Here is a 24,366-nt window from a genome sequence, read left to right as displayed (position 1 = left end):
ACGCCGTGAATCCGTCCGTGGAGGCTTGGCCGCGGCATCCATCCCGCGGACACCCCCGCGAACCCACCCCGCCCGTCCTATGACAGTTTCCGTGCGCGCCAGCCACGGAAGATCAAAAGAAGAGCAGAGCAACAGCGGGTCGCTTCGCTCTGAGTCGAGCATGGCTCGACTCTACATTTTTCTCCCTCTCCGATAACACCAATGCTTTTGCCGTCCGTCACCGGGAAATTCGCGAGGGTGAGGCGGGATGGGCGGGCGGGACCGTTGGCGCCATGGATGGCGCCATCGAGCCCCCATGGATGGGTTTACGGCGTGCCCCGCCCGCCCATCCCGCCTCACCCAACACGAAACAACACAGAGACGACCAACCCGCTGTTGCTGTTGCTGTTGCTGTTGCTGTTGATGTCGAAGCAGTCGCGGCCGCAGGCCGCGCGGAAACCTCACAGGTGCCGCAACTCCTGCTTCAGTGTCGCCACGCAGCGGCGGCTGACTTCCAGCGGCTGCTTGCCATGCCGCAGCACCGCCTGCACCTGCCCACCCGTGCCACGGCGCAGCTCGACCAGTTCGTGGCGTGCCACCAGGCAGTTGCGATGGATGCGGATGAAGCGGCTGGCGAACTCTTCTTCCAGCGACTTCAACGACTCCTCGATCAGATCCTCGCCACGCGCGTGGTGCACCACCACGTACTTCTCTTCGGCCTGCAGGTAATGGATGTCGTCCAGCGGAATCAGGCGCAGGCTGCCGCGCAGGCGCGCACACAACATGCTGCGGGCCTGCTGCCCGCGGTGGTCCTGCGGCTGGCCGTCACGGCCGGCCAGGAACGTGCGTGCCCGCGCGATGGCGGCCGCCAAGCGCTCGGCACGTACCGGCTTCATCAGGTAATCAATCGCGGCCGCCTCGAACGCCGACAGCGCATGCGCGTCGTAGGCGGTGCAGAACACCACCGCCGGACGCGGCTCGAAGCTGGCCAGGTGGCGGGCGGCTTCCAGGCCATCCAGTCCGGGCATCGCGATATCCAGCAGGACCAGGTCAGGTTGTAGTTCCGCGCACGCGTGCAGGGCCTGCTCGCCGTTGCCGGCCTCGGCCACTACATCCACGCCTTCCTGCGCTGCCAGCAAGCTGCGCAGCCGCTCGCGTGCCAGCGGTTCGTCATCGGCGATGACTACCCTCACGATCGTCCCCTCACTGGATCGGCACTGTCACCTGGCAGGCATAGTAGCCCTCGCTCCAGCCGGCCGTCATCCGCGCGGTGCTGCCGAAGCGCCAGGCCAGGCGATGGCCGATGTTGTGCTGGGCATGACCCGCGCCCCGCGCCAGGGCCAGCCCCGGGGCCTGCGGATCGGGCGCCGGATTGCGTACGCGGATCTGCAGCTCATTGCCCTCGCGGACGAGCTGCAGTTCGATGGTGCCGCCCTCGGGCAGGCGCGAGATGCCGTGCAGCACGGCATTCTCCACCAGTGGCTGCAGTACCAGCCTCGGCAATGGCAGGTCCCATGGCAGCGGTTCGTCGCGCTGCCAGCGCACCTGCAGGCGTTCGCCCAGGCGCAGCGATTCGATCGACAGGTAGCGCTCGGCCAGCTCGCATTCGTCGCGCAGGGTGGAATCGCCCTCGCCCGCACCCAAGGCTGCGCGGAACAGATCGGACAGGTCGAGCACCGCGCGCTCGGCCACTGCCGGGTCGCGATGCAGCAGGCTGGCGATCAGGTTCATGCTGTTGAACAGGAAATGCGGGCGGATCCGTGCCTGCAGCGCATCGGCCTGCGCGCGCGCGTTGGCCTGCACCTGTGCGGCCCAGCGATCACTCACATAGAAGTAGCGCAGGGCCAGTGCGGTGATAAGTGCGGTGGTTGCGGCACTGCCGAGGGTGAAGCGCCAGAAGCTGATGCCGCTGGCGAAGTTGTCCCCCAGCACCGCATACAGGGCGTGGACGATGCCGGCGCAGATCACCGCGATCAGCGCCGCCAACGCAATCGCCGCGGCCGCGCCCAGCATCTGCGGCAGCTTCGACAGCGTTTGCCGCAGCAGGCACAGGCTGGCGGTCACCGCCAGCGCCAGCCACAGCGCAAAGCCACTGGCCGACAGCAGTTCGCCAAAGGTCCAGTGGCGGCTGCCGTCGGGCGCCAGGGCCAGCACCACCACGACCAGCTCGGCCAGGCCGAGCATCGCCGCCAGCCGTGGCAGGCGGCACAGTTCCGGCATCCACGGCGGTGTGCTGGTCGGGGGCATGGCTCAGGCGACGCCCAGGCGTTCCTGCAGCCAGTCACCCAGCGCCTGGATCTCTTCAGCGCAGACCTGGTGGGCCATCGGGTAGCTATGCCATTCCACCGCCAGGCCCAGCGACTGCAATGCCTGCGCGCTGTGCGCGGCCACTGCCTGCGGAATCACCGGATCGGCGCTGCCGTGGGCCATGAACACCGGCACCTGCACTGCACCTTCAATACGCTTGGCCGCCTCGGCTTCGGGCAGGTAGGTGGACAGCGCAATCAGGCCGGCCAGCGGCGCGGTACGCGACAGCGCGGCGGTGAGGATGATGGCACCGCCCTGCGAGAAACCGGCCAGGAAGATCTTTTCCGGCGCGATGCCGCGTTCGATCTCACGGGCGATCAGCGCATCCAGCTGCAGTACCGATTCCTGCACGCCGGTCATGTCGGCACGCGAACGGAAGTCCATGCCAACGATGTCGTACCAGCCGCGCATCGGCACGCCGTTGTTGATCGTGATCGGCCGCACCGGTGCATGCGGGAACACGAAACGTAGCGCCGGCCAGTGTGGGCGTACCAGTTCCGGCACGATCGGCGCGAAGTCATGGCCATCGGCACCAAGGCCGTGCAGCCAGATCACCGACCACTGCGGCGAAGCGCCGGTTTCCTGTTCCACCGTTTGCAGCATGATGCGGCTCCTTCAAGTTCGAGCCGCATTATGCCGCTGGCACAGGGGAATCAGTACAGCGGCGGTTGCTCGGCCGCTTCCCGGCGCAGCTGGGCGGCGCGCACCAGTACCGGTGGCGGGATGTTCTCCTCGGGGATATCGAGCAGGCCAAGGCGATGCAGGAAGGCGCCCGGGCCACGCGAGGACGTAAGTGCCACCACCGGAATGGCCAGCACCATGCCGATCACCACCGGTGCCATCCACGCCGCCAGCGACGGCGACACCGCCCACGCCAGCACGCCCATGAAGGCGCCGAACACGCCCAGGCCACCGTAACCACGGATCAGCGCCATCCAGGAAATGCCGCCGTCGTCGCGCTGCTGGGCGTCCCAGCCCGAATCGCGGCCGGACAGCACTTCGGCCACGCCACGCGACTGCACGTACATCACCACCGGCGCCATCAGTGCGGCCAGCACGGTCTCCACCAGCATCGACACGAATGCGCGGATCGCGCCGCCGCAGCCGCGACGGTCGACCGGGTCCAGCAGCATCGCCAGGTACCCCAGGACCTTGGGCATCAGCAGCACCGCCATGGTCGCAGCGAACAGGCGTACCACCTGTTCCTCGTCCTGGGCGCGCCAGTACACGCTGGGCGACAGGTGCAGCAGGGCGTTGAAGTCGATGCCCTCCTGGAACAACGGGATGGCGATGCCGATCAGCATCAGCATCGCCCACATCGGCGCGGTGAAGTAATGGCCGATGCCGATCAGCATGTGCACGCGGCTGATCCAATGCAGGCCGCGGCTGCCCACCACCTTGCCGTGCTGCAGGTTGCCCTGGCACCAGCGGCGGTCGCGCACCAGCATGTCGGTCAGGGTCGGCGGACCTTCCTCATAGCTGCCGCCCAGGTACGGCACCATGTGCGCGGCCCAGCCACCCCGACGCATTAGCGCCGCTTCGACGAAGTCGTGGCTGAGCACATGGCCCCCGAACGGCTTGCGGCCCGGCAGCGCCGGCAGGCCGGCCTGATCGGCGAAGGCGCGCGTGCGGATGATCGCGTTGTGGCCCCAGTAGTTGCTCTCGGCACCGTGCCACCAGGCCACGCCGCGGGCGATCACTGGACCGTACACGCGGCCACCGAACTGCTGCATGCGGGCAAACAGGGTGCGGCCGCCGATCACCGAGGGCAGGGTCTGGATCAGGCCAACGTCGGCGTTGTGCTCCATGCCGGCAACCAGGCGCACGATGCTGTCACCGGTCATCAGGCTGTCGGCATCCAGGATCAGCATCTGCGGGTAGGCCCCGCCGAAGCGGCGCACCCAGTCAGCGATGTTGCCGGCCTTGCGCGCGCCGTTGTCACCGCGGCGGCGGTAGAACAGCCGTCGTTGGCCGTCGGGCACGCGCTCGCGCAGCTCGGCGAATACCTGCTCCTCGGCCCGTGCAATGTCCTCGCGGCGGGTATCGCTGAGCACGAAGAAGTCGAAACGTTCCAGCTGCCCGGTGGCGGCCACCGATTCGTAGATCGCCTGCAGGCCGGCCAGCAGCCGTCGCGGGTCTTCGTTGTAGGTCGGCATCAGCAGCGCGGTGCGGCTGTGCACGGTCGGCAGCGGTTTGTCCGGGTCGATGCCGAGGCGGTAGCCACGGTCGAACACCGCGGTCAGGAAGCCGGCCACGGCGCTGGCAAAGGACAGTGCGATCCACGCGAACAGCCCCACGAACAGCACCAGCAGGCAGGCCTCGAGCACACTGATGCCATTGGCCGACAGCACCCGCCACATCATCCGGGTGGCGATGGCGGTCATGGCGAAGGTGCCGCCGAAGATGTACAGCCGACGCAGGCCGATCATGCGCGGCGATGTGCGATGCCTGCGGACCTTCAGCTGGCCGTCGCGAAGGGTCTGCTCGGGCATCTGCAGTGGCGATTCAGCAGGCAGCAGCGCCCAGCCGGCGTCAAGCCGGGGCGTATCCGCTTCCGCGTGGATGGTTTGCCCCCCCATCGCCGCCTACTCCGCGCAGTCGGCACGGCCGGCCATCCCGGCCGGGCTGCATGCACGAAGGTTCCCGGCGCGCCTTCCCGGCGCCCGCACTTGCCCTGGCTGTGCCGGCCTGTGGCCGCACAGTCGATGTCTGTCACTACCGGAACCCACACGATCTCCAACGGGGCGGAATCGAAAATGCGGCGCCAGTCTAGGGCGCTGGATGTAAGCCGCGCGCGAAGGTCTACGCCGGGATTTACCCCCATTCAGCAAACAGCAGGCGATCTCCGGGCGGGCCAGGTGGATGTCGCTTCATCGCCCCAGGTACTGGATCGTAACAAACGCGAACGGTTATCATTTCATTAACCAGGCAGGTCACCGTCCTCACACGGTCGAGACCCACCCAGCTGCGCCGGTCCAAGCCGCGCGCCCAACGACCCATGGAAGGGGCTGCCTGCTGACTGCTTGCGCCTGCTGCTTCCACCGGGTCTCCCTCCTCCGATGGAAGCCGTCATGTCCCTGTCGTCCCACCTCCGTTGTGCGCGCCTGCCGCGCACCCGCCTGGCCACCGCCCTCTCTGCCGCCTGCCTGCTTGCCCTCCCCGGCCTGGCCGCCGCCGAAGCCAGTGCCGATGCCTCCACCAAGGACCTGGATACCGTGGTGGTCACCGCCTCGGGCAACCAGCAATGGATCAAGGATGCCCCGGCCAGCATCAGCGTGATCAGCCGCGAGGACATCGCGCGCCAGCCGGTGCATGACCTGGCCACCCTGCTCAGCCGCGTTCCGGGCGTAACCGGCGGCCTCAGCGCCGTTGGCGAGCAGTCCAAGATCAAGCTGCGCGGCATGCCGTCCAACTACACGCTGGTGCTGGTGGACGGCAAGCGCATGGGCAGTTCGGCCTCGACCAACTATCGCCCCGACCTTGGCCGCCAGGATCTGAACTGGATCTCGCCCGACCAGATCGAGCGCATCGAAGTGGTCCGCGGCCCGATGTCGTCGCTGTACGGCTCCGACGCCATGGGCGGCGTGATCAACATCATCACCCGCCGCATCGGCGACGAATGGAACGGCAGTGCCACCCACAGCTACACCCGCCCGGGTGACGGCAAGCGCGGTGACACCCAGCAGATCGGCGCGACCTTCTCCGGCCCGCTCGGCGAACGTTTCGGCCTGCGCATCGGCGCCAACAGCATGCGCCGCGATTCGGACCAGTCCAACGGCGGCGTCTACGGCAATGCCTATGCCGGGGAGAAGGACCGCAACGTCGACGCACTGCTGCAATGGAAGCTCAGCGATGCGCAGGAACTGTCGCTGGAAGCCGGCCATGGCGTGCAGCAGGCCTTCATCGATGCCTCGCTGGAAAAGCAGGACGAAGGCGCCTGGGGTGCCAGTGAACTCAAGCGCAGTTCGCTGGCGCTCAACCACGATGGAAAGTGGAGCTTCGGCAACTCGAAGATCAGCGCGTACTGGACCGAGTACAAGAATGACATCGGCGCCACCGGCCGCTCCGAGGCTACCGATACGATCATCGAGGGCAGCCTGACCACGCCGTTCACCCTGGGTGTTGAACACCAGTTCGCCGTGGGTGGCCAGTGGAAGCGCCAGGAACTGACCAACACCGACACCATCGGCCGCGCGCCGATCGACTACGCAGGCAACGCGGTCAACGGCTCCGACCTGCAGGTGGATACCTGGGCGCTGTTCGTCGAGGACGAGCTGAAGCTGCACCGCACGCTGGCCCTGACCCTGGGCGCGCGCCTGGACCACCATGAGAAGTTCGGCGGCCACGTCAGCCCGCGTGCGTACCTGGTCTGGCATCCGGCCGGACAGTGGACGGTCCGCGGTGGCGTCTCCAAGGGCTTCCGTGCGCCCAGCCTGACCGAGAACTCGCCCAGCGCTGCCACCCAGTCCGGTGGCCGTGGCTGCACCTCGCTGATCCCGCTGGGCTATACCCGTGGCGGCTGCTACATGGCCGGCAATCCGGACCTGGATCCGGAAACCAGCACCAACCGCGAGATCGGCATCAGCTTCGACAACGACCTGGTCGATGCCGGCCTGACCTATTTCCATACCGACTTCAGGAACAAGATCGAATACGCACCGCTGGGCAAGTTCAACGGCATCTGGTGGACGCGCATGAGCAACGTGCAGCGCGCGCGTACCAGTGGCATGGAAGGCAACCTGAACGTCCGCTTCGGCGAGCACTGGCGCTGGCGCACCTCAGCGACCTGGATGAAGGAAGCCAAGAACCTGACCACCGGCAGGAACCTGATCGATACCCCGGAGTTTTCGGGCTACTCGTCGCTGGACTGGACGCCCAACACGACGTTCTCCAGCAGCCTGTCGGCGCAGTACACCGGCAAGCAGACCGGCACGGCGACGACCTTCCTCAAGGCCTACACCCTGTATGACCTGACCGCCGCCTGGAACGTCAACGAGGTACTGACCCTGCGTGGTGGCGTCAGCAACCTGGCCGACAAGAAGCTGTACGCGGAAGGCTCCACCGACTACTTCGTGGCCGGGCGCAGTTACTTCCTGAGCATGACCGCGCGCTTCTGACCGGCGACGCGCGCCGCGATCGCGCTGGCGGCTGGCCAGCGCGATCGGCGGTGTTGCGGGTTACTCGCTTTCCAGCGCGGCCGGTGCCGCGTTCTGCGTGGCCGCCGTGCGCGCACGGTCCATTGCCACCGCCAGTTGCTGGCGTGCGAGCAGTTGTTGTGCCTGCACCACTTCAGGTGTCGGCAGGAGCACCGGTCCCGGTGCGTTTTCCGGTGTAGCAGGTGTGGTCATGCAACCTCCATGGACATCCCGCCGCTGCCCGGATTCAGCTGGGGCAGCGGCGGAACTGCGCACCCTATCCTAAAAACAAGGCGGATGGGTGACGGTGCGGCGCCCCGCCGCAGACCTGCACATGCTGGGCGCGTCACATTTTTGACGGTTGAGGGTAGTTTCCTGAACCGGCGGCCTCGTATCATGTAATCGTTTTCCTACAAGGACGTAATCGTCAATGAACGCAGTCGACCTCACCCGCTTCAGCCCGAAGTGGCAGTTCCGCTTCAACTTCTTCCAGCAGCACGGTGCTCCCAAGGAGCCGGGATTCAAACACGCCTGGAAGGCGCTGTCCTTCGGCGACCGCCTGAAGATCAACATCAACTTCTTCGCGTTCTTCTTCGGCTTCATCTACCTGCTCATCCTGGGGATGTGGCGCAAGGCGCTGGTGGTGATCGGCATCGGCATCGTGCTGGGCATCGTCTCCCTGTTCCTGCCGGATGTCGTTGCGCGTCCACTGTTCATTGCCATGAACTTCCTGGTCGCCGCCAGCACCAACTACAGCTACTACCTGGAGCAGGTGAAGGGCAAAGCCAGCTGGAACCCCTTCGAAGGCATGTTCTGAACGATTGCGATTGCCGGACCCGGTTCCGGCATGCCAGCAAGCTGAAACAAGGACGCCCGGCTTTTGCCGGGCGTCTTCATTTGTGCCAGCCGCGGCTCAGGCCGCGTAGCGTGCCGCGGCTACCGGCTCGGCCTGCAGCCGGAAGCGCGATACCGCCACCGCCAGCTGCTCGGCCTGTTCTTCCATCGCCCGCGCTGCGGCGCTGGCTTCCTCCACCAGCGCAGCGTTCTGCTGGGTGGTCTCGTCCATCTGCACCACGGTCTGGTTGACCTGCTCGATGCCCGCCGACTGCTCGCGCGACGCCGCCGAGATCTCGGCCATGATCTCGTTGACCCGGCCGACCTGGCCAACGATCTCCTGCATGGTGCGTCCGGCGCCGTGTACCAGCTGCGCTCCGGCACCGACCTGTGCCACCGATGCGTCGATCAGCCCCTTGATCTCCTTGGCAGCACCCGCCGAACGCTGGGCCAGCGCGCGCACTTCACTGGCGACCACAGCGAAGCCACGGCCCTGCTCACCGGCGCGTGCTGCCTCCACTGCCGCGTTCAGTGCCAGGATGTTGGTCTGGAAGGCGATGCCATCGATCACCGAAATGATCTCGGCAATGCGCTGCGAGGAGGCCTCGATCTGCTCCATGGTCTGCACCACCTGGCTGACCACCTGGCCACCTTCACTGGCGACACCTGCAGCGGAGCCCGCCAGGGTATTGGCCTGCAGCGCGTGGTCGGCGTTCTGACGCACGGTGGAGGTCAGTTCTTCCATCGAAGCGGCGGTTTCTTCCAGATTCGCGGCCTGCTGCTCGGTGCGGCGTGACAGGTCACTGTTGCCGGCGGCAATCTCACCGGCGGCCAGGCGGATGCTGGCGGCCGACTGCTGGATCTGGCCAACGATCCGGGTCAGCTGCTGCACGGTGCTGTTGGCATCGTCGCGCATCACCGCGAACACCCCATGGAAGTCACCCTGCATGCGCGCGCTCAGATCGCCGGCGGCGATCGCGCGCAGCAGCGTCGACAGCTCGGCCAGGTTGTGGTCGCTGACCTCCATCATGGTATTGAGGGTTTCGACCATGCGGCGGAAATCGTGGTCGAAGCGCAGGGCGTCGCCGCGCACCGCGAAGTCACCGGCAGCGGCTGCAGCAGCCAGCTGCTGGATCTGATCGTTGATCGCCGCCAGATTGCTCTTGGTGGTGGCCATCGCGGCGCTGAACACTGCCTTCTCGCCCGGCAATGCTTCCATGTCCACGCTGAGGTCCCCCACTGCGTAGCGCTGCATCACCTCGACCAGGCGCTGGGTGACCGCATTGCTGGAGGCTACCAGCTGGTTGCTGTCGGCCACCATGCGGCCGTACTCGCCGGGGAATACAGAGGCGTCCATGCGGTAGCTGAGCTCGCCGGCATCGTGGCGACGCGCCATTTCGGACTGCGCGGCCATCACCGACTGCAGCTGGCCGCGCATGCCCTGCATCGCCTCCAGCAGGCGCCCCACTTCGTCATTGCTGCGCGTCGGCAGCGCACTGTCCAGCTTGCCCGCGGCGACATCGCCGGCTACGCGCACCGCTTCGGCCAGCGGCCTGATCGCCAGGCGGCGCAGCAGCACGTAGACACCCGCACTGAGGGTCAAGGCGGCCACCACACCGACCAGCAGGGTCAGCCACAGCAGCTGGCGCGCCTCTGCCACGATCACCGCATGCGGCATCACCACGCCCAGCGCGAAGCGCTGCGGGGCATCGCCCACGCGCAGCGGTACGTACACACGCACGTTGCCGGCCGCATCCGGGGTGAAGGCTTCGAAGCGGCGGTCGGCGGCGATGTCGGCCAGCATGCTGCTGGTCAGTGCATCGCTGCGCGGCTTGCCGATTTCAGCGGGATTGGCCGAAGCCAGCACCACGCCATTGGGCGAGAGCAGCTCGACGCGGCCGGCGCCCATCGGCTTCAGCGTGGCCAGGTGCTTCTGCAGCGCGGCCAGCGAGAAGTCGACGGTAAACACGCCGAGGAACGTACCGTTTTCGACGATCGGCGTACTCAGCGTGCTCATCAGCACCTGCTGGCCGCCGATGTCATAGGCGTAGGGCTCGCTCACCTTCGCAAGCTTGTCGCGGCTGGGTACCATGTACCAGTCGCCGGAGCCGCTGGCGGTCTCGGTGTAGTCGGTCATCGTCGACTGCTGCGGCGTGCCATCGTGCCAGGCCCAGTAGCTCATGTAGCGACCTGTGGCATCGTGCGCCTCGGTGTTGACGAACTCGGCATCCTTGCCATCGAAGGCATCAGCTTCCCACATGGTGCTCTTGCCCAGCCATTCCGGATGGGTACGCAGCTGTTCGCCGAGCACCGCCGCCAGGCTGGCGCGATCGGGCACGTCGCCACGGGCACGCTGGGCCAGCACGCTTTCAACCATGGCATCGTTGCTGGCGAAAGCCGTGCCGAGGTCGGCCGCGACCTGGCGTGCCTCGGCGGTGGCTTCGCTGGCCATGGTCTGGCGCGAGGCATTGACCAGGCTGGCGCTGGCCTGGCGATAGATCAGGAACGCGGTCAGGCCGAAGCACAGCAGCGCGATCACGGCGGTGCCGAGCATCAGCTTGTGGGCGATGCTGCCCGGGCGGCGGGCGGCGACGGAGCGGGAAGAAGGCATGGAAGGATCCGCAAGGCAGTTCAGGACGACCGGCACCGCGAGGGCACCGCGCAGGCGCGCGATCCATCGCGCAGGCCACCGGTCGCCGGGCCGGGCCCAGCACAGGAAGCGCACCGGGTTAGCGGCCGCCCGTCAACGAGGTTGAGGCGGCCGTTCTGCACATTGCTGAACGTACTCAGGGTCGGGTCAGGAACCCGCCCTGCTGCCGCCCTATTCGGCCACGCGGTCCTTGATCCATTCCGCCCGCGGCAGCACTTCGATGCTGCCAGCCGCGTACTGCTGCAAGACATCGTCCGGGCCGAAGCGCGGCTGCCACCCCAACGCCCGCCGCATACGGGCACTGTCGTAGACGCGATCGATGCTCAGCGGCAACGGCCAACGGCGGCGTTCGAACTCGGCCAGCAGCTGTGGCGCGCGCCGGGCCAGCACGTTGCGCGGCTGGGTGGCCAGCTCCAGGCAGTCCTCGCGCCGGAACGGGGTCGGTGCACAGGCGAGATAGCGGGCGAAGGCAGCGCCTTCATCCAGCAGCAGCGCGGCGTGCGCGCTGGCCACGTCGCGTGCGTCGATGCCACGGTGCAGGCGGAACATCGCCATGCGCTCGGGCGGTTCCGGGAAGCAACGGCCCATGCGCAGCACGCGCACACTGAAATCCGGCGCGGTTGCAGCTTCGGCCAGGGCCTCTGCCTGCAGCTTGGTGCGATGGTAGATGGTGCGCGGCAGGGGCTCGGTGTCCTCGTCGATCCAGCGGCAGCCGCCGGCCACCACCGCGTGACCGTACAGGGCGGTGGTGCTGGTCAGCACGAAGCGCCGTGCACCGGCCTCGCGCGCGGCCTGCAGCAGGTGTGCGGTGGCGTCCACGTTGATCTGCTGGAACACCGCATCCGGCACCAGCCCGACGTGCGGGGCATGCAGCGCCGCGGTATGGATGACCGCGTCGACACCCTGCACCGCCCGCGTGACCGCTTGACGATCGGTGACATCGGCAATGATGCGCGTAGTGGCGAACGGACTGCGATCCAGCCCCACCACTTCATGGGCCGCCGCCAACGCGCCGAAGATCGCGCGCCCGATCCGCCCGGAACTGCCGGTCAACAGAATCTTCATTGAGTCCATTCACTCGAAGCGCCCGGGAACTACCGGGATGCATCGATTCTAGGCACGCTGCATGTCGTCTGCGATAGGGCATGGTTGCAATTGTGCGTTCATCTTGACGACGCCAGCATGGCCAACAACTGACGGGCGACGAACAGTGGATCGTCACCACCGGCGACGTCGGGCCTGACACCGGTGCGCTCCCAGTTGCCACCGGTGCGGAGATTGATCGGTTGCCGGTCCGGAATGCTGATCTGATAGCCATCCGGCAGCAGCACAGGATCATCGAACATATGTGCGGCACCGCCACTGCGGCTGCCAACGATGCGCGCGCGACCCAGCGCCTGCAACGAAAAGGCGACATATTCGGCAGCCGAGCCAGTGCGGCGGTCGATCAGTACCACCAGCGGCTTCAGGTACGCCGGCAGGCTCGCCGGTGGCAACGGCACCGGGGTACGTCGGCCACGCTGCTCCAGTGCCTGCACCTGGGTGATGTTCGCATCCAGCAAGGTACGCACCAGCAGGTCGGCGCTGCCGTCATCACCGCCGCCGTTCTGGCGCAGATCCAGCACCAGCCCATCGGTGTCGGCCAGCAGGATGAAGGCAGCAGACAGCTTCGGCCTGGCCAGGTCGAGCGGATAGAAAGTGCTCAGCCGCAGGTAACCGATATTGCCCTCCAGCACCTTTACCTCGCGCACGCCGGCACCGTTGCTGCGGGCGTCGGCGCGCCAGGCCATCAGCCAATCGTCCTGTCCGGCGCTGGCATCCACCCGCTCGACGTGGAAATGGCCATTGAATACGTCCAGGTCCTGGTTCAGGCGCAAGCTGAAGGCCTTCGGATCCGCACACGTATCGGCGTAGCGCTGTCCGTTCGACCAACCACGCAGGGCATCGGCGATGCGGGCACCTTCCGCCGCGTCCAGGTACTGCGCCTGTATGGCCGTGGCCGCCGCCTGCAGCACCGCCTCCTGTGCAGGGCAGGAGGCTGCCAGCAGCGCGCCAAGCATCCACGAAACCGCCATGCCCCACCCCGCATTGATGATATGTAAGTGCTTATATATCATCACGACCATGGATCTCCAACATGCCACCCTGGGCACCCTGCTACGTGCTCTTCTTGATCAGCTCGACCCGGCCGTCGAGCAGGCCTATCGCGATCTGCAACTGGACTACCGGCCGCGTTACACGCCGGTGCTGCGCACGCTGATGGCGCAGGGGCCCTGCCGTATCAAGGACCTGGCGCTGGCCTGCGGGCTCAGCCATTCGGCGCTCAGCCAGACGGTTTCAGCGATGGTGCGCGACGGCTGGCTGCACACCGCCGTCGGCGAAGACAGTCGCGAGCGCATCCTGCAACTGAGCCTGCATGCACTACAGTCGCTGCCGGCGCTGCAGGCGCAGTGGCAGGCGACGGCGCGCGCGGCACGCAGCCTGGACGTCGATCTCGGGCAGTCGTTGGAGCAGGTGCTGCGCGACACACTACAAGCGCTTGAGCAGCGGCCCTTCGCGCAGCGCCTGCGCGATGGGCGCATGCGCTGACGCTGCCTCGCCATCCGGCCTTCGCTGCGGAACCTCGAGCACCCCGTGGTTATCCGCATGGCGATCCAGCCCCGTAGGTGCATCCATTCGAGGCGGCGCCAGCCTGAATGGGCATCACCGTCAACCGGATGCGCAGGCCAGGTGAAAGCGACCCTGAAGATGGCGACCTGGACTTAGCGTGCCATGGCCAACGATGGTCGCCGTCGTCGAACGCGGCGACACCCACGCAACGGGAGATTTCACATGGCTGACCAGCAACGCGGCACCTCCAATCGGGGTTTCGCCTCGATGGACCAGGGCAAGCAGCGCGAGATCGCTGCCAAGGGTGGACGCGCTGCGCATGCGTCCGGCAACGCACATGAGTTCAGTCCTGCTGAAGCGCGCGTCGCGGGTCGCAAAGGCGGCGAAGCGATCAGCCGTGATCGACAGCACATGGCTGCGATCGGTCGCGAAGGCGGGCATGCGCGCCACGCCAATACGCGGCAGCAGCAGCAGCAGGGCCAGTCCACGACCCTGGCGGACGACCCGAAGCGCCAGCAGGGATGAGTAGCCCGTAGTCAGTCCCGCAACCGCTGCCGCTGCAGGCCGATGGCCGCCAGCAGCGCCATTGCACCCGCCACGGCCATCGCCCAGCCAAAGCCACTGGCCATCGCGCTGCGATACCAGGCCAGCATCTGCGGCGTCGGCACCATCGAGTTGTGCCGCAGGATCAGCGCGCGCGCCTGCTCGGCCACCCCTGACTGCCCGGCAGCCTGTGCGGAGCTGGCGAACTGTTGCACCGCTCGCACACTCATCAGGCTGCCCAGCAAGGCGATACCCAGGCTCATGCCAGCCTGGCGCAATGCGTTCATCGTGGCCGAAGCAATACCCGCGCGCTCGGGGGGTACGCTGGCCATGACCGCCATGCCGGTGGCCGGCACCGCCAGGCCCATTCCAACGCCAAGCAGCATCAGCAGTGCATTGGCGTGCCAGCGCGACGTATCCGGTTCGAACGTGGTCATCGCCAACAGCGACACCCCGGTCAGGGCATAACCCAATACCAGTGCGGTGGGCAGGCCGATATGGGTGACCAGCCGGCCGAACAGCAGCGACACCGCGCCCATCAGCAGGAACTGCGGGACCAGCTGCGTTCCCGCCAGCGCCGCACCATGGCCCTGCGCCTGCTGGAAGAACAGCGACAGGCAGAAGAGGCTGGCATAGGCGGTGAAGCCCAGCACGAACGAAGCCAGGTTGAGCATGCCGAAGCGGCGGCTGGCGAACAGGTCGAGGGGCAGCAGTGGGCGTGCCACCAGGCGTTCGACGACGCCGAACAGGATCAACCCCGCGGCTGCGACGCCCAACGCCAGCAGCGTCAACGGGGCCAGCAGACCACGCTCGCCGATCGCGATCAGGCCGTAGCTGAGCGCGCCCAGGGCAACGATGCTGAGCATCTGCCCGGCCGGATCCAGTGCAGCGTGCTGCGGATGCCGCCGCTCTGGAATGGCCCAGGCCCCCAGCACGAGCGCCAGCAGGCCCAGCGGCAGGTTGATCAGGAAGATGCTCGGCCAACCGGCTCGCTGTACCAGTACCCCGCCCAGCAGCGGCCCAAGCACCAGGGCCAACGCACTGAACGCCGACCAGCCGCCGATCGCACGTGCACGCTGGCGCGGATCAGGAAAGGCATGACTGAGAATCGGCATCGCGCTGGGAATCAACAGCGCGCCCGCGACGCCCTGCACCGCGCGCCCGGCCACCAGCATCGACAGGCTGCCGGCACAGGCGCAGAGCAACGAGCCGAGAGTGAAGGTCGCCACGCTGAGCAGCCACATCCGCCGATGGCCATAGCGGTCACCGAGCGGACCGGCCGACAGCATCAGCGCTGACAGCGCGATCGCATAGGCGTTGATCACCCACTGCAGGCCGGCCATGTCGGTCCGCAATGCCTGCTGCAGGGTCGGCAGGGCGACGTTGACGATGCTGATGTCCAGCGAGGCGAGGAACGTGCCGAGATAAGCCGCCAGCACCAGGGCCGGTCGTTGGAAGCGATGCATGTACGGATCCCGCGGAGGATGTGCGCGCATCGTATCCACTGACTGACCGTCGGTCAATGACTGACGGTCAGTCGCCTGCGCAGGGCAGCTAGAATGGTGGCCGCCGCACCCGGATCACGCCCACCATGCAGACCCCAGCTGTCGCCAGGCCCCGCACCAAGCCCGCCGAAACCCGCCAGGAAGAACTGATGGACGCCGCGCAGGCGCTATTCCTGTCGCAGGGCGTGGAAGCGACCACCATCAGCGACATCGTCGCTGCCGCCGACGTGGCCAAGGGCACCTTCTATACCTACTTCGCCTCGCGCACCGAAATCCTGCAGGCGCTGGCGCAGCGCTATACGCGGCAGTTCATGGATGGGGTGGATCTCGCCGTGCAGCAGCAGCCCGCCCACGATGGCGTGGCACGCCTGCGCGCCTGGATCCGCGCCAACATCGAGCTCTACGTGCGTACCCATGCGCTGCACGACGTGGTGTTCGCCAACCACCACCATCACCAGCGCGGCAATGCCGAACGCAATGCGATCCAGAAGCAGCTGCGGGAGATCCTCGAGGCGGGCATCGCCGCCGGCCTGTGGCAGTTGCCGGCACCGCAGGTCACCGCATCGTTGATCTATGCTGGCGTACACGGCGCCACCGACGACCTGATCGCGGCACCGGCCCAGGATGCAGACGCCTTCATCGCGGCGGTGGTGGCCGATTGCCTGCGCATGGTCGGCATCTCGCCCGCCTCGGCGCGTGGTGGCAAACGCCGCTGAGAGGCAGCCCCTTCGCTCAGGCGTGGGCCAGGATGTTCAACAACCGCCCGAACGGGTCGCGCACGAAGAAGCGGCGCACGCCCCAGGGTTCATCAACGGGACCGTACTCCAGCGCAATGCCGGCCGCGCGCATGCGCTCCAGCACCTCCTGCAGGTTGTCCACTTCGATCGACAGGTCCGGCACCGGGGTTCCGGCGCCGCCTTCGCTGGCGAAGCTGACCTGTGCCAGCGCACTGCCCTGGCCGCCATGGGTGACGATCCAGCCGTGGTCCATCACCACGGGCATACCGAGCAGGTCGCCATAGAAGGCCCTTGCGCGCGATGGATCGGGCGTGGCTATGTTGGCGACAACACGTTTGACGGCCATGACACTCCTTCGCCGGGTGAAGATGCGTCGAGACTGCCCGACCCACGCCAGAAACAGAAGAGCCCCGTCGATGACGGGGCTCGCCATCAGCCGGTACCGGTTGGGCTTACACGGCGCCGCAGCGCTCCATGATGCAACGGTCGTATTCGTACTGGCATTCCATGGCATCACCGCCACCGGGCAGACACGCCTGATCGGCCTTCCAGCAGGGCAGATCGCAGGGCGGAATCGGCCCGGCCACGGCAACAGAGCCGCTGCAGGCCAATGCGAACACGGCACCCACGATCATTTTCCTGAGAATACGCATCGACATCACTCCCTGATAAGCCTGGTGAGCCCAGGCCGGCTCACCTTAGCGTCGCTGCAGGGATAACAGGTGAAGATGGCAGCGACGCCGCTTCGCCTCAACGCCCGAAACGGCGCGATGCAGGAACACCGTCGGGCGCCGGGACGTGGCTGTTCGCGCAACGGTGCCGATAGCTTCGATGCTCCTCTATCCGGTCCCGCAATGCTTGTGCCAGCGGTTCATCCGCTGCCAGCGCGTCGATGACGCCTGGCCATATGCCGTTGTCGCTCCAGCGCAGGAACCGGACATAGACACTGCGCCAACTTCCTCTGTCAGGCTTGAGCTCATGCCAGACAACATCGTTGTCGACCACCCACAGCACCTGCTCCACGAAACGGCGGTAATGCCCCTGGTTGCCACGGGCCCTCGTACCCACACTGCCCGGCAGGCGCTCAAGCAGCTGCGACCACTGCACATCCGTCAGCCTGTGCATGCCGACTTCCGTCGCCTGAGGGTCTGCACATGGTGTTTTACCCATCGCTTCATCACCTGCCATCTGCGTGCTGCCCGGCGCCGACGTCGCCTTGATTGGTCAATTCAAAGGTGGCAAGGCGGCATCGGGGCCGGGGAGCCATGTACAGCGACGATCCGATACCGCCCTGCCGGGGTCGGTCCAGGCAATCCGGGGTGCGCCACGATCCATTTCCTTCAAATCCTGTGGCGATCGCCAGTTCCGACATGACCGATGCTATCCATGCACGGGTTGCAGAGTATTGCCGTACGCCTCGAAGATGTGTCGGGGTGTGACAGCCGCACCGGTTCCATCTACACGCCTGGCACGAAGACATAGCCAATACCCCAGACGGTCCGCAGAAAACGGGGCGCCGCAGTATCCTCACCCAGCTTGCGGCGCAAGCGCGACACCTGCACATCGATGCTGCGGTCCGCCACATCTGCACCTGCGCCCTTCAGACTCTCCAGCAGATAGTCACGTCCCAACGGGCGGCCAGGATGGCGCAGGAAGATTCGCAACAGTTGCAGTTCGGTACTGGTCAGCATCACCGGCTGTTCATTGCGACGCAGCTCCATGGTTGCTCCGTTGAGAACAAACGGTCCGAACGATGTACTGCCTGTCGCGCTCCACAGCGCCGTAGCCAGCGTCATGCGCTGCCGCCGCTGCAGCGAACGCAATCGCGCCACGACCTCACGCGGTTCGAACGGCTTTCCAAGGATATCGTCGGCGCCCATCTCCAGACCCATGATGCGATCCGTTGCTTCTCCTCTCGTGCTGAGCAGCAGGATCGGTACCAGGTGCCCATGGGTACGCAATCGATGGCAGATCATCAGGCCTTCGGCGCCCACCTCATCGGAATCGATCAACACGAAGTCATGCGCTGAGCGCTGCAGAAGGCGCTCCAGGTGCGCCCTCTCATGCACGACCTGCACGGAGAAACCGTGATTGCGCAGATAGCTGCGCATGTGCAGCTCGGTCCGTGCCACCAGCAACAGCACACGGCCTGCAGGCGCATCCGCAGCCGGCACGCACGTTTCCCAGTCCAGCGAGGGAGCCGGCAGTTCACGCACGACGGCGCATCACGTCGAGCTCCGCGCCACGGGCCCAGGATCCGGCACTGCCCAACGAAAGCTTCGGCCCCCCCGGCAACGGGCGGACAGCAGCATCGTCATCATCGCTCTGCGCGCGCAGGGGCACTGGCTGCGCGTCGGCTGGCATCATCGCCGCCGTCGGGGATGGCACGAAGGCAGGTGCTCGGCGCAATCGCCGCTCGCGGGAGCGTTGCTGCTCGTCCAGGCGCCGCTGCAGCGCCTCACACAGCATCGGATTATCTTCGATAACGCGCAGGACGATCGCCCATACGCCGGCATCGCCCCAGCGCTGGAAGCGCATGTAGACGCTGCGCCAGCCACAGGTGGCCGGCTGCAGCTCATGCCACACCAGATCGTTGCCGACCACCCACAGCACTTCGTCGATGAAAGTGCGATAGCGCTGCACGTCGCGCTGCGCGCGAACCCCAAGGATTCCTGGCAGCTGCCTCATCACCTGCTGCCACTGTTCATCACTCAATCTCAGTTGCATCGTCATTGCACTCTTCCATCTGGACTGTTGCATTCGTCGTAGTTCACGGCCACGTAGAAATGCGACCTGGTACCTATAACGACTCAAGGCACACTCCCCCTACCGCTCTTTCATCGGCCATACCCGATCCATTTCCAGCGGCCGGATATGGACAGTCGTGTCCAATCCGGCCCCAAGATGAATGCCCAATCCCCATGCCTTCGCCCCCTTCTGGACGTCATCACAGCAGCTGATCTAACGTAGGCTACCGAGTTGTGCGGAGACCGGTTACGTCGATGCGTCAGGACTCCTCCCCCGCGCCGCCAGGAACATCGCCTGATGACGATGACTTCCCGGGGTTTCTCGACCGGCACTACCCTTTGCTGCTGGGCTATCTGCGGCGACGCATGCAGGCTTCCGACGAGGCCGAGGACATCACCCAGGAGAGCTTCGAGCGGCTGATGCGGTACCGTGGGCAACCCGCTGCGGCGCTGAAGCAGCTGCTGTTCCGCATTGCGTTGAACATCCTGGCTGACCGTGGCCGGCGCGAGCTGGTGGCGCAGGCCCAGTCGGGGCAGCTGATGGCCGAGCTCGGTGAAGAGGTGGCACCGGCCAGCGCGATGCCCGACCAGTACGCGTCCCAACAGCAGGAACTGCTGATGGTGCGCGAGGCAATCGGGCGGCTGCCGGAGCTGTGCCGCCGCACCTATCTGCTCAACCGGCTCGATGGCCTGTCCTACCCGCAGATCGCAATGCACCATGGTGTCAGCGTGAAAGCTGTCGAAAAGCAGATGTCCAAGGCCTTGACCCTCATCGATCGCCACCTGAAGGCACGCGGCGCAGAAACGGTACGCTCCCCATGACCTCCATTCATTCCGCCCGCGACGAACGCGACGAACGCGACGACGACGATGTCATCGCTGCCGCTGCCGCCTGGGTGATCCGGCTTGAAGCCGACGACGCCAGCGCAGAGGATCGGGCATCCTTCGAACACTGGTTGCAGCAGTCGACCCTGCATCCAGCACAGTTCGCGCGCGCTCAACGCAGCCACCTGCTGGCCCAGGCACTGGCAGGTGATGAACTGTTGCGCGCCGAGCTGCACAGCGCCCGTCGCGCACCAGTCAGGCAGACTCGCTGGCGCTGGCCCGCCGGCATTGCTGCGGCACTTGCGGTACTGCTGGTACCGCTGCTGGTCCTGCAGCCCTGGCGCCCGTCCCCCGAGCATTTCGCCACTGCGATCGGCGAGCGACGCGACGTTACCCTTGAGGACGGCAGTCGCTTGGTACTCGACACCGACACCGAGATCAGTGTGCGTTTCACGCACAGCGAGCGGCAGCTGCAACTGCTGCGCGGGCAAGCCCAGTTCACGGTCGGCGCCGATCCGCGACGCCCGCTGATCGTGACTACCGACGACGTCTGGATCCGCGATATCGGTACTACCTTCCAGGTCCGACGCGCCCTCGATGGCGTGGACGTGGCATTGCTCGATGGCAAAGTCGACATCGGCCACAAAGGGAGCTCCACCGCCCAGGCGTCGCTCACCCCCGGGCAGCAGGCGCGCGTCGATCCACAGGGACGAATCCAGATCGGCAATACCAACATCGATGCCCTGCATGCCTGGACGCAGGGGACCCTGCTGGTCGAGCGGCAGCGCCTTGACCGGGTGTTGGCCGAGATGAACCGCTATCGCACCCAGCCACTGCGCCTGGCCGACACTGCCGACGGCACGCTACTGATCAGCGGGCGGTTCAACGTACAGGACCAGCAGGCTTTCCTCGCCGCACTGGACGCAGGCTGGTCACTGACGTCCCGCCCTGGCGACCACAACGAGATCGTCCTGTACCGACGCCGCCAGTCCAACTAGCCCTCCATGCATTCTGTGCCCAGCCCGCCTCGCGCGACGCCAGCCCTCCACACCCGCCCATGACCCTGCCCCTGCACCGGCTCCCCCTGCTGCTCGGCCTGCCGTTGCTCGCCTGTAGCGTGCCCATGCATGCGCTGGCGGCTACGGCGACCACCACCGCATCACTGGCCATTGCCCCCGGACCATTGGAAGCGGCGTTGCAGGAGTTCCTCGCCCGCAGCTCGGTGAAGTTGAACCTGCTGTACTCGCCGGCACTGCTCGCGCATCGGCGCAGCAACGGCGTGGCAGCCGATGCTTCTCCCCGTGAGGGACTGGCCCAGCTGCTCGGCGGCAGCGGCCTCACCGCACTGGAAATCAGCCCCAACACCTATCTGCTGCGAGTCGCACAATTGCCGCGCCAGCGGGAAGCCGAGGCAACGCCGCGCACCTCCGAACTCGATGCCGTACAGGTCACCGGCAGCCGCATCCCGCGAACATCGCTGCAGAGCAGTGCACCGCTGTCAGTCATCACCGCCGAACAGATCCGGGCCAGTGGCAGCACGTCGCTATTCGATGTACTGCGCCGCTGGCCGGGCATGAACCCCTATCACCCCTGGGATGTATCCACCAACTTCGGCACTTCAACGACGACCCCGCTTGCACTGTCTTCGGCCACCGGCCTGCTGGCCCTTGGCCCGCAGGCCACCCTGTTCCTGATCGATGGCATGCGCACGACCAGCTTCGGCCTGACCACCCCGGGCTTCGGCAGCATCGTCCCGCTCGACAGCGTTCCGCTGGGGATGATTGATCGCATCGAGATCATCAGCGGCAGTGCATCAGCGGTCTACGGCTCCGATGCGATGGCCGGTGTGATCAACATCGTGCTAAAGCGTGACTATCAGGGCGCGGAAATCAGCACGTACGCCGGCATGTCCTCCCGCGGTGATGCCGCACGCCATGGCCTCGCCGCCAGCCTCGGTGGGACGATGGACAGCGGGGCGCAGTGGACATTGGCATTCGATCGCAGGCGCGACGACGGCCTGCTTGGCAGCAGGCGTAGCTGGGCCACGGTAGACCAGCGTGCAGCTGGCCTGGATGACCAACGATTCGCATTGGCGGCGATCAACAGCTCCGGTGTAAAACGGCCCGCAGATTGCGTCGGGAATGATGTCAGCCCCAGCGGCCAGATCTGCAGCCTGGATCCACCCCGCTACACCCGCCTGATTCCCGCCAGTGAGTCGACAGCCGCGATGGCCACCTACCGGCAACCTCTGGGCGAGCGTACTGAACTGGGTGCGACGCTGCGCCTGGCCGAGGCACGCTCCTTCGCACAGTACGCGCCGGCGGCGGTCCTTCTGGTCAATGGCCCGCAGATGCGGCGGCAGCACGTATTCTTCGATGCCGGCCCGGTCCGCCTCGATTCGGACATGCACGATGCCGATCTGCTGGTGACCCTGCACGGTGGCGGATCCCGCTGGAGCTGGAACAGTGCCGTCTTCCACCACAGCAATACCGTGATCAATCGTGCCAGCGGCATCGTCGACCTGCCGGTGGCCGGCTATGAGGAGCAACAGCTGATCGACCTGGGCTACGCCCTCGGCGGCGGACCCCACACCGCTCCCCTGCCCGGTTTCGGTGCGGAAAACCTGCTTCGTGGCCGCTATCGTGCCGAAGGTCTCAGCGCCGATATCGGCGGTCCGCTCCTGCAGCTCGCCCATGGCCCGGTCGAGGCACGCACGGGTATCGAACTACGCCACGAACATCTTGGATTCGCTACGGACCTGTCCGCCAACCGCACCGGCTACTCAAGCTACGCGGCATATCTGGGCGGCAACCCGGCTCCTTTCAACATCCAGGCGCTCCGCTTGTCCCAGTTTGGCGAACTCGCCATCCCCTTTACGCGCGGTGCGGTGCTGGACCTGGCCTGGCGCGTGGACCGCGATCCCCGCTTCGGCACCTCGTTCACGCCGCGTGCCGGCATCACGTGGGCGCCGCTGGAGGAATTGACCCTGCGCGCCTCCTATGGCGCCGGGTATCGCGTTCCCACTCTGTATGAGGAGCGTGCACCCAGCGTGCTTCCCCCGTTGGCCGGCAACGCACTGGGCCTGCCCGCCACGCCTGGGCTGGAACCCTGCAAGCTCGACACCAGTACGGTGCCGACCTGCATTCTGGCGTTCCAGCCCACCCGCAGCACTTCACTGCGCCCGGAGCGCTCGCGCAGCCTGACACTCGGCCTGCAATGGTCACCGTCGACAGCCCTGGATCTGGAGATCAATCACTACCGGATACACCGACGCGATGAGATCATTCCCTACTTTGACGCGAGTGATACGGCCTCGCTGATCCGCGATGCCAACGGGATCCTCACCGGAATCCCTGTCTACCTCGCCAATCAGGGCCGATCACGGGTGAGCGGCTGGCAGGGCCAGGGCACCTGGCGCCTGGATGGCCCAGCCACGAACCAATGGCAGATCCGCCTGCAGGCGGACTATCTCGAGACGCTCCGGCGTGACAAACCGTCGGCACCGCCACGTGGCAATCTGGCCGGTGACAAAACGCCACGATTACACGCATCCATGGAGCTCGATTGGCGCAGGGCCGCATGGAACCTGCGCCTGACCGTGCGCCATCGCAGCGGCTTGACGGCGCCATGGACCTACGTTGAAGACTCGCCAGAGCTGGTACTGGCCCGCAAGCTCCAACGTGATCTTCCTGCCATGACCACCCTCGATCTGGGCATCGGCTACGAGCCCAGCGAGCGATTGACCCTGGCATTGCAGATGTTCAATGCGACCGATCGCACGCCGAAGAACTACAGCGGCAGCCCGCTGGGCTATACCGTGGCCGACGACGATCCCATTGGCCGCTACCTCCAGTTCAGCGCCACACAGCGCTTCTAGCGCTGCCCGCGTGCTGTCGCCAGCACCAGGCCGAAGGCCACCAGCAGGCCGCCAAACACGCGATCGATCCAGTGGCGTACCGCCAGCAATCGATCACGCACCCGCCGCGTGGAAAAGAACAACGCCACCGCCGAGAACCAAGCGATGTGCAGTGCGGCGATGAACACGCCATAGCCGATCTGCACATGCAGCGGCGTGTCCTGCCGGATCACCTGCATGAACAGGCTGACGATGAAAATCGTCGTCTTCGGATTCAGCAGGTTGGTCAGAAAGCCGACCCGTAGTGCGCCCAGGTCCGAGAGCGGCGCGACCTGTGCGGCCGCCAGATCACCTGCAGGCTTCGCACGAAGCATCCTGATACCCAGGTAGATCAGATACACCGCGCCGGCCAGCTTGATTGCATTGAACAACCAGATGGACTGGCGGATCAGCACCCCGACCCCCAGAAGCGTGTAACTCACATGCACCAACACGGCCAGGCCGATACCCAGCGCCGTGATGACACCTGCCCGGCGTGATAACAGCAGGCTGTTGCGCGACACCATCGCGAAATCCGGCCCCGGGCTGATCGTCGCCAGCAGGGCAATCGTGAGTACAGCGAGCAACTCGGGCATGAC

At 66.2% G+C, this 24,366-nt stretch carries 23 protein-coding genes; 8 read left to right on the top strand and 15 right to left on the bottom strand.

The annotated features are described in order from the left end of the window. Positions 1–440 precede the first annotated feature (440 nt). From AC07M7_RS09845 to mdoH, 4 genes are read right to left on the bottom strand one after another with little or no spacing between them, the layout of a single operon-like run. The gene (locus AC07M7_RS09845) at positions 441–1,172 is read right to left on the bottom strand and encodes a LytR/AlgR family response regulator transcription factor (RefSeq protein ID WP_046984806.1); all 732 of its coding nucleotides are present in this window, start codon (positions 1,170–1,172) and stop codon (positions 441–443) included. Positions 1,173–1,182: 10 nt separating this feature from the next. Further along, complete coding sequence (locus AC07M7_RS09840) at positions 1,183–2,226, bottom strand: sensor histidine kinase (RefSeq protein ID WP_495207298.1); 1,044 nt, start codon at positions 2,224–2,226, stop codon at positions 1,183–1,185. A gap of 3 nt (positions 2,227–2,229) precedes the next feature. Beyond that, a complete protein-coding gene (locus tag AC07M7_RS09835; RefSeq protein ID WP_136638499.1) occupies positions 2,230–2,889 on the bottom strand; it encodes an alpha/beta hydrolase in 660 nt (219 codons plus the stop codon). 50 nt (positions 2,890–2,939) lie between these two features. After that, positions 2,940–4,865 carry a glucans biosynthesis glucosyltransferase MdoH gene (gene mdoH / locus AC07M7_RS09830; RefSeq protein WP_046984804.1) on the bottom strand — a complete coding sequence of 642 codons (1,926 nt, stop codon included), beginning with the start codon at positions 4,863–4,865 and terminating at the stop codon, positions 2,940–2,942. Between the two features lie 492 nt (positions 4,866–5,357). Between mdoH and AC07M7_RS09825 the strand changes: the two genes are divergently transcribed. Then, positions 5,358–7,403, top strand: a complete 2,046-nt coding sequence (locus tag AC07M7_RS09825; RefSeq protein WP_495207297.1) for a TonB-dependent receptor domain-containing protein — start codon at positions 5,358–5,360, stop codon at positions 7,401–7,403. Positions 7,404–7,463: 60 nt separating this feature from the next. Here AC07M7_RS09825 and AC07M7_RS09820 read toward each other — a convergent pair whose 3' ends face one another. Then, the gene (locus AC07M7_RS09820) at positions 7,464–7,634 is read right to left on the bottom strand and encodes a hypothetical protein (protein WP_169050326.1); all 171 of its coding nucleotides are present in this window, start codon (positions 7,632–7,634) and stop codon (positions 7,464–7,466) included. Positions 7,635–7,851: 217 nt separating this feature from the next. Here AC07M7_RS09820 and AC07M7_RS09815 point away from each other — a divergent pair, with 217 nt between their 5' ends. After that, positions 7,852–8,238 (top strand): DUF2628 domain-containing protein, encoded by a 387-nt coding sequence (locus tag AC07M7_RS09815; RefSeq protein WP_046984802.1) that lies wholly within the window; start codon positions 7,852–7,854, stop codon positions 8,236–8,238. A 96-nt stretch (positions 8,239–8,334) separates the two neighbouring features. Here AC07M7_RS09815 and AC07M7_RS09810 read toward each other — a convergent pair whose 3' ends face one another. The 3 genes from AC07M7_RS09810 to AC07M7_RS09800 form a co-directional block, all read right to left on the bottom strand. Further along, the gene (locus tag AC07M7_RS09810) at positions 8,335–10,866 is read right to left on the bottom strand and encodes a methyl-accepting chemotaxis protein (RefSeq protein WP_495207296.1); all 2,532 of its coding nucleotides are present in this window, start codon (positions 10,864–10,866) and stop codon (positions 8,335–8,337) included. Positions 10,867–11,076: 210 nt separating this feature from the next. Then, the gene (locus AC07M7_RS09805; RefSeq protein WP_046984801.1) at positions 11,077–11,970 is read right to left on the bottom strand and encodes an NAD-dependent epimerase/dehydratase family protein; all 894 of its coding nucleotides are present in this window, start codon (positions 11,968–11,970) and stop codon (positions 11,077–11,079) included. Positions 11,971–12,068: 98 nt separating this feature from the next. After that, entirely contained in the window at positions 12,069–12,980 is a 912-nt protein-coding gene (locus AC07M7_RS09800; RefSeq protein ID WP_495207295.1) for a S41 family peptidase, read from the bottom strand. Between the two features lie 49 nt (positions 12,981–13,029). On the opposite strand from AC07M7_RS09800, the gene AC07M7_RS09795 reads away from it, so the two are divergent. Next, positions 13,030–13,494, top strand: coding sequence for a MarR family transcriptional regulator (locus AC07M7_RS09795; protein WP_495207294.1), 465 nt, complete (start codon positions 13,030–13,032; stop codon positions 13,492–13,494). 243 nt (positions 13,495–13,737) lie between these two features. Next, complete coding sequence (locus AC07M7_RS09790; protein ID WP_495207293.1) at positions 13,738–14,040, top strand: KGG domain-containing protein; 303 nt, start codon at positions 13,738–13,740, stop codon at positions 14,038–14,040. Between the two features lie 11 nt (positions 14,041–14,051). On the opposite strand, the gene AC07M7_RS09785 is transcribed toward AC07M7_RS09790, so the two are convergent. Beyond that, the gene (locus AC07M7_RS09785; RefSeq protein ID WP_495207292.1) at positions 14,052–15,524 is read right to left on the bottom strand and encodes an MFS transporter; all 1,473 of its coding nucleotides are present in this window, start codon (positions 15,522–15,524) and stop codon (positions 14,052–14,054) included. Positions 15,525–15,649: 125 nt separating this feature from the next. Here AC07M7_RS09785 and AC07M7_RS09780 point away from each other — a divergent pair, with 125 nt between their 5' ends. After that, positions 15,650–16,279 (top strand): TetR/AcrR family transcriptional regulator, encoded by a 630-nt coding sequence (locus tag AC07M7_RS09780; protein ID WP_136638509.1) that lies wholly within the window; start codon positions 15,650–15,652, stop codon positions 16,277–16,279. A 16-nt stretch (positions 16,280–16,295) separates the two neighbouring features. Here AC07M7_RS09780 and AC07M7_RS09775 read toward each other — a convergent pair whose 3' ends face one another. The 5 genes from AC07M7_RS09775 to AC07M7_RS09755 form a co-directional block, all read right to left on the bottom strand. Next, the gene (locus AC07M7_RS09775; protein WP_495207291.1) at positions 16,296–16,646 is read right to left on the bottom strand and encodes a VOC family protein; all 351 of its coding nucleotides are present in this window, start codon (positions 16,644–16,646) and stop codon (positions 16,296–16,298) included. Positions 16,647–16,752: 106 nt separating this feature from the next. Beyond that, positions 16,753–16,953: a hypothetical protein gene (locus AC07M7_RS09770; RefSeq protein WP_495207290.1), complete on the bottom strand. Its 201-nt coding sequence runs from the start codon at positions 16,951–16,953 to the stop codon at positions 16,753–16,755. 97 nt (positions 16,954–17,050) lie between these two features. Next, on the bottom strand, positions 17,051–17,425 hold the full coding sequence (locus AC07M7_RS09765; RefSeq protein WP_169050327.1) for a transposase: 375 nt from the start codon (positions 17,423–17,425) through the stop codon (positions 17,051–17,053). 332 nt (positions 17,426–17,757) lie between these two features. Then, entirely contained in the window at positions 17,758–18,516 is a 759-nt protein-coding gene (locus AC07M7_RS09760; protein WP_495207289.1) for a winged helix-turn-helix domain-containing protein, read from the bottom strand. Next, the gene (locus AC07M7_RS09755; protein WP_495207288.1) at positions 18,509–19,033 is read right to left on the bottom strand and encodes a transposase; all 525 of its coding nucleotides are present in this window, start codon (positions 19,031–19,033) and stop codon (positions 18,509–18,511) included. Before AC07M7_RS09755 ends, AC07M7_RS09760 begins: the two co-directional genes overlap by 8 nt. 269 nt (positions 19,034–19,302) lie before the next feature. On the opposite strand from AC07M7_RS09755, the gene AC07M7_RS09750 reads away from it, so the two are divergent. Genes AC07M7_RS09750 through AC07M7_RS09740 form a run of 3 tightly spaced genes read left to right on the top strand, consistent with a single transcriptional unit; the run spans position 19,303 to position 23,749 of the window. Further along, on the top strand, positions 19,303–19,869 hold the full coding sequence (locus tag AC07M7_RS09750; RefSeq protein ID WP_136638515.1) for an RNA polymerase sigma factor: 567 nt from the start codon (positions 19,303–19,305) through the stop codon (positions 19,867–19,869). Next, entirely contained in the window at positions 19,866–20,870 is a 1,005-nt protein-coding gene (locus AC07M7_RS09745) for a FecR family protein (RefSeq protein ID WP_495207287.1), read from the top strand. Before AC07M7_RS09750 ends, AC07M7_RS09745 begins: the two co-directional genes overlap by 4 nt. Positions 20,871–20,929: 59 nt before the next feature. Beyond that, positions 20,930–23,749: a TonB-dependent receptor domain-containing protein gene (locus AC07M7_RS09740; RefSeq protein ID WP_495207286.1), complete on the top strand. Its 2,820-nt coding sequence runs from the start codon at positions 20,930–20,932 to the stop codon at positions 23,747–23,749. On the opposite strand, the gene AC07M7_RS09735 is transcribed toward AC07M7_RS09740, so the two are convergent. Then, the gene (locus AC07M7_RS09735; RefSeq protein ID WP_197617739.1) at positions 23,746–24,363 is read right to left on the bottom strand and encodes a LysE family translocator; all 618 of its coding nucleotides are present in this window, start codon (positions 24,361–24,363) and stop codon (positions 23,746–23,748) included. The two genes, AC07M7_RS09740 and AC07M7_RS09735, sit on opposite strands and share 4 nt — an antisense overlap. Positions 24,364–24,366 lie beyond the last annotated feature (3 nt).

Source organism: Stenotrophomonas sp. GW821-FHT09E08 (genome assembly GCF_059416125.1).
Note: the sequence above shows the minus strand (reverse complement) of the source record. Positions and strands in the feature narration are given on the sequence as shown.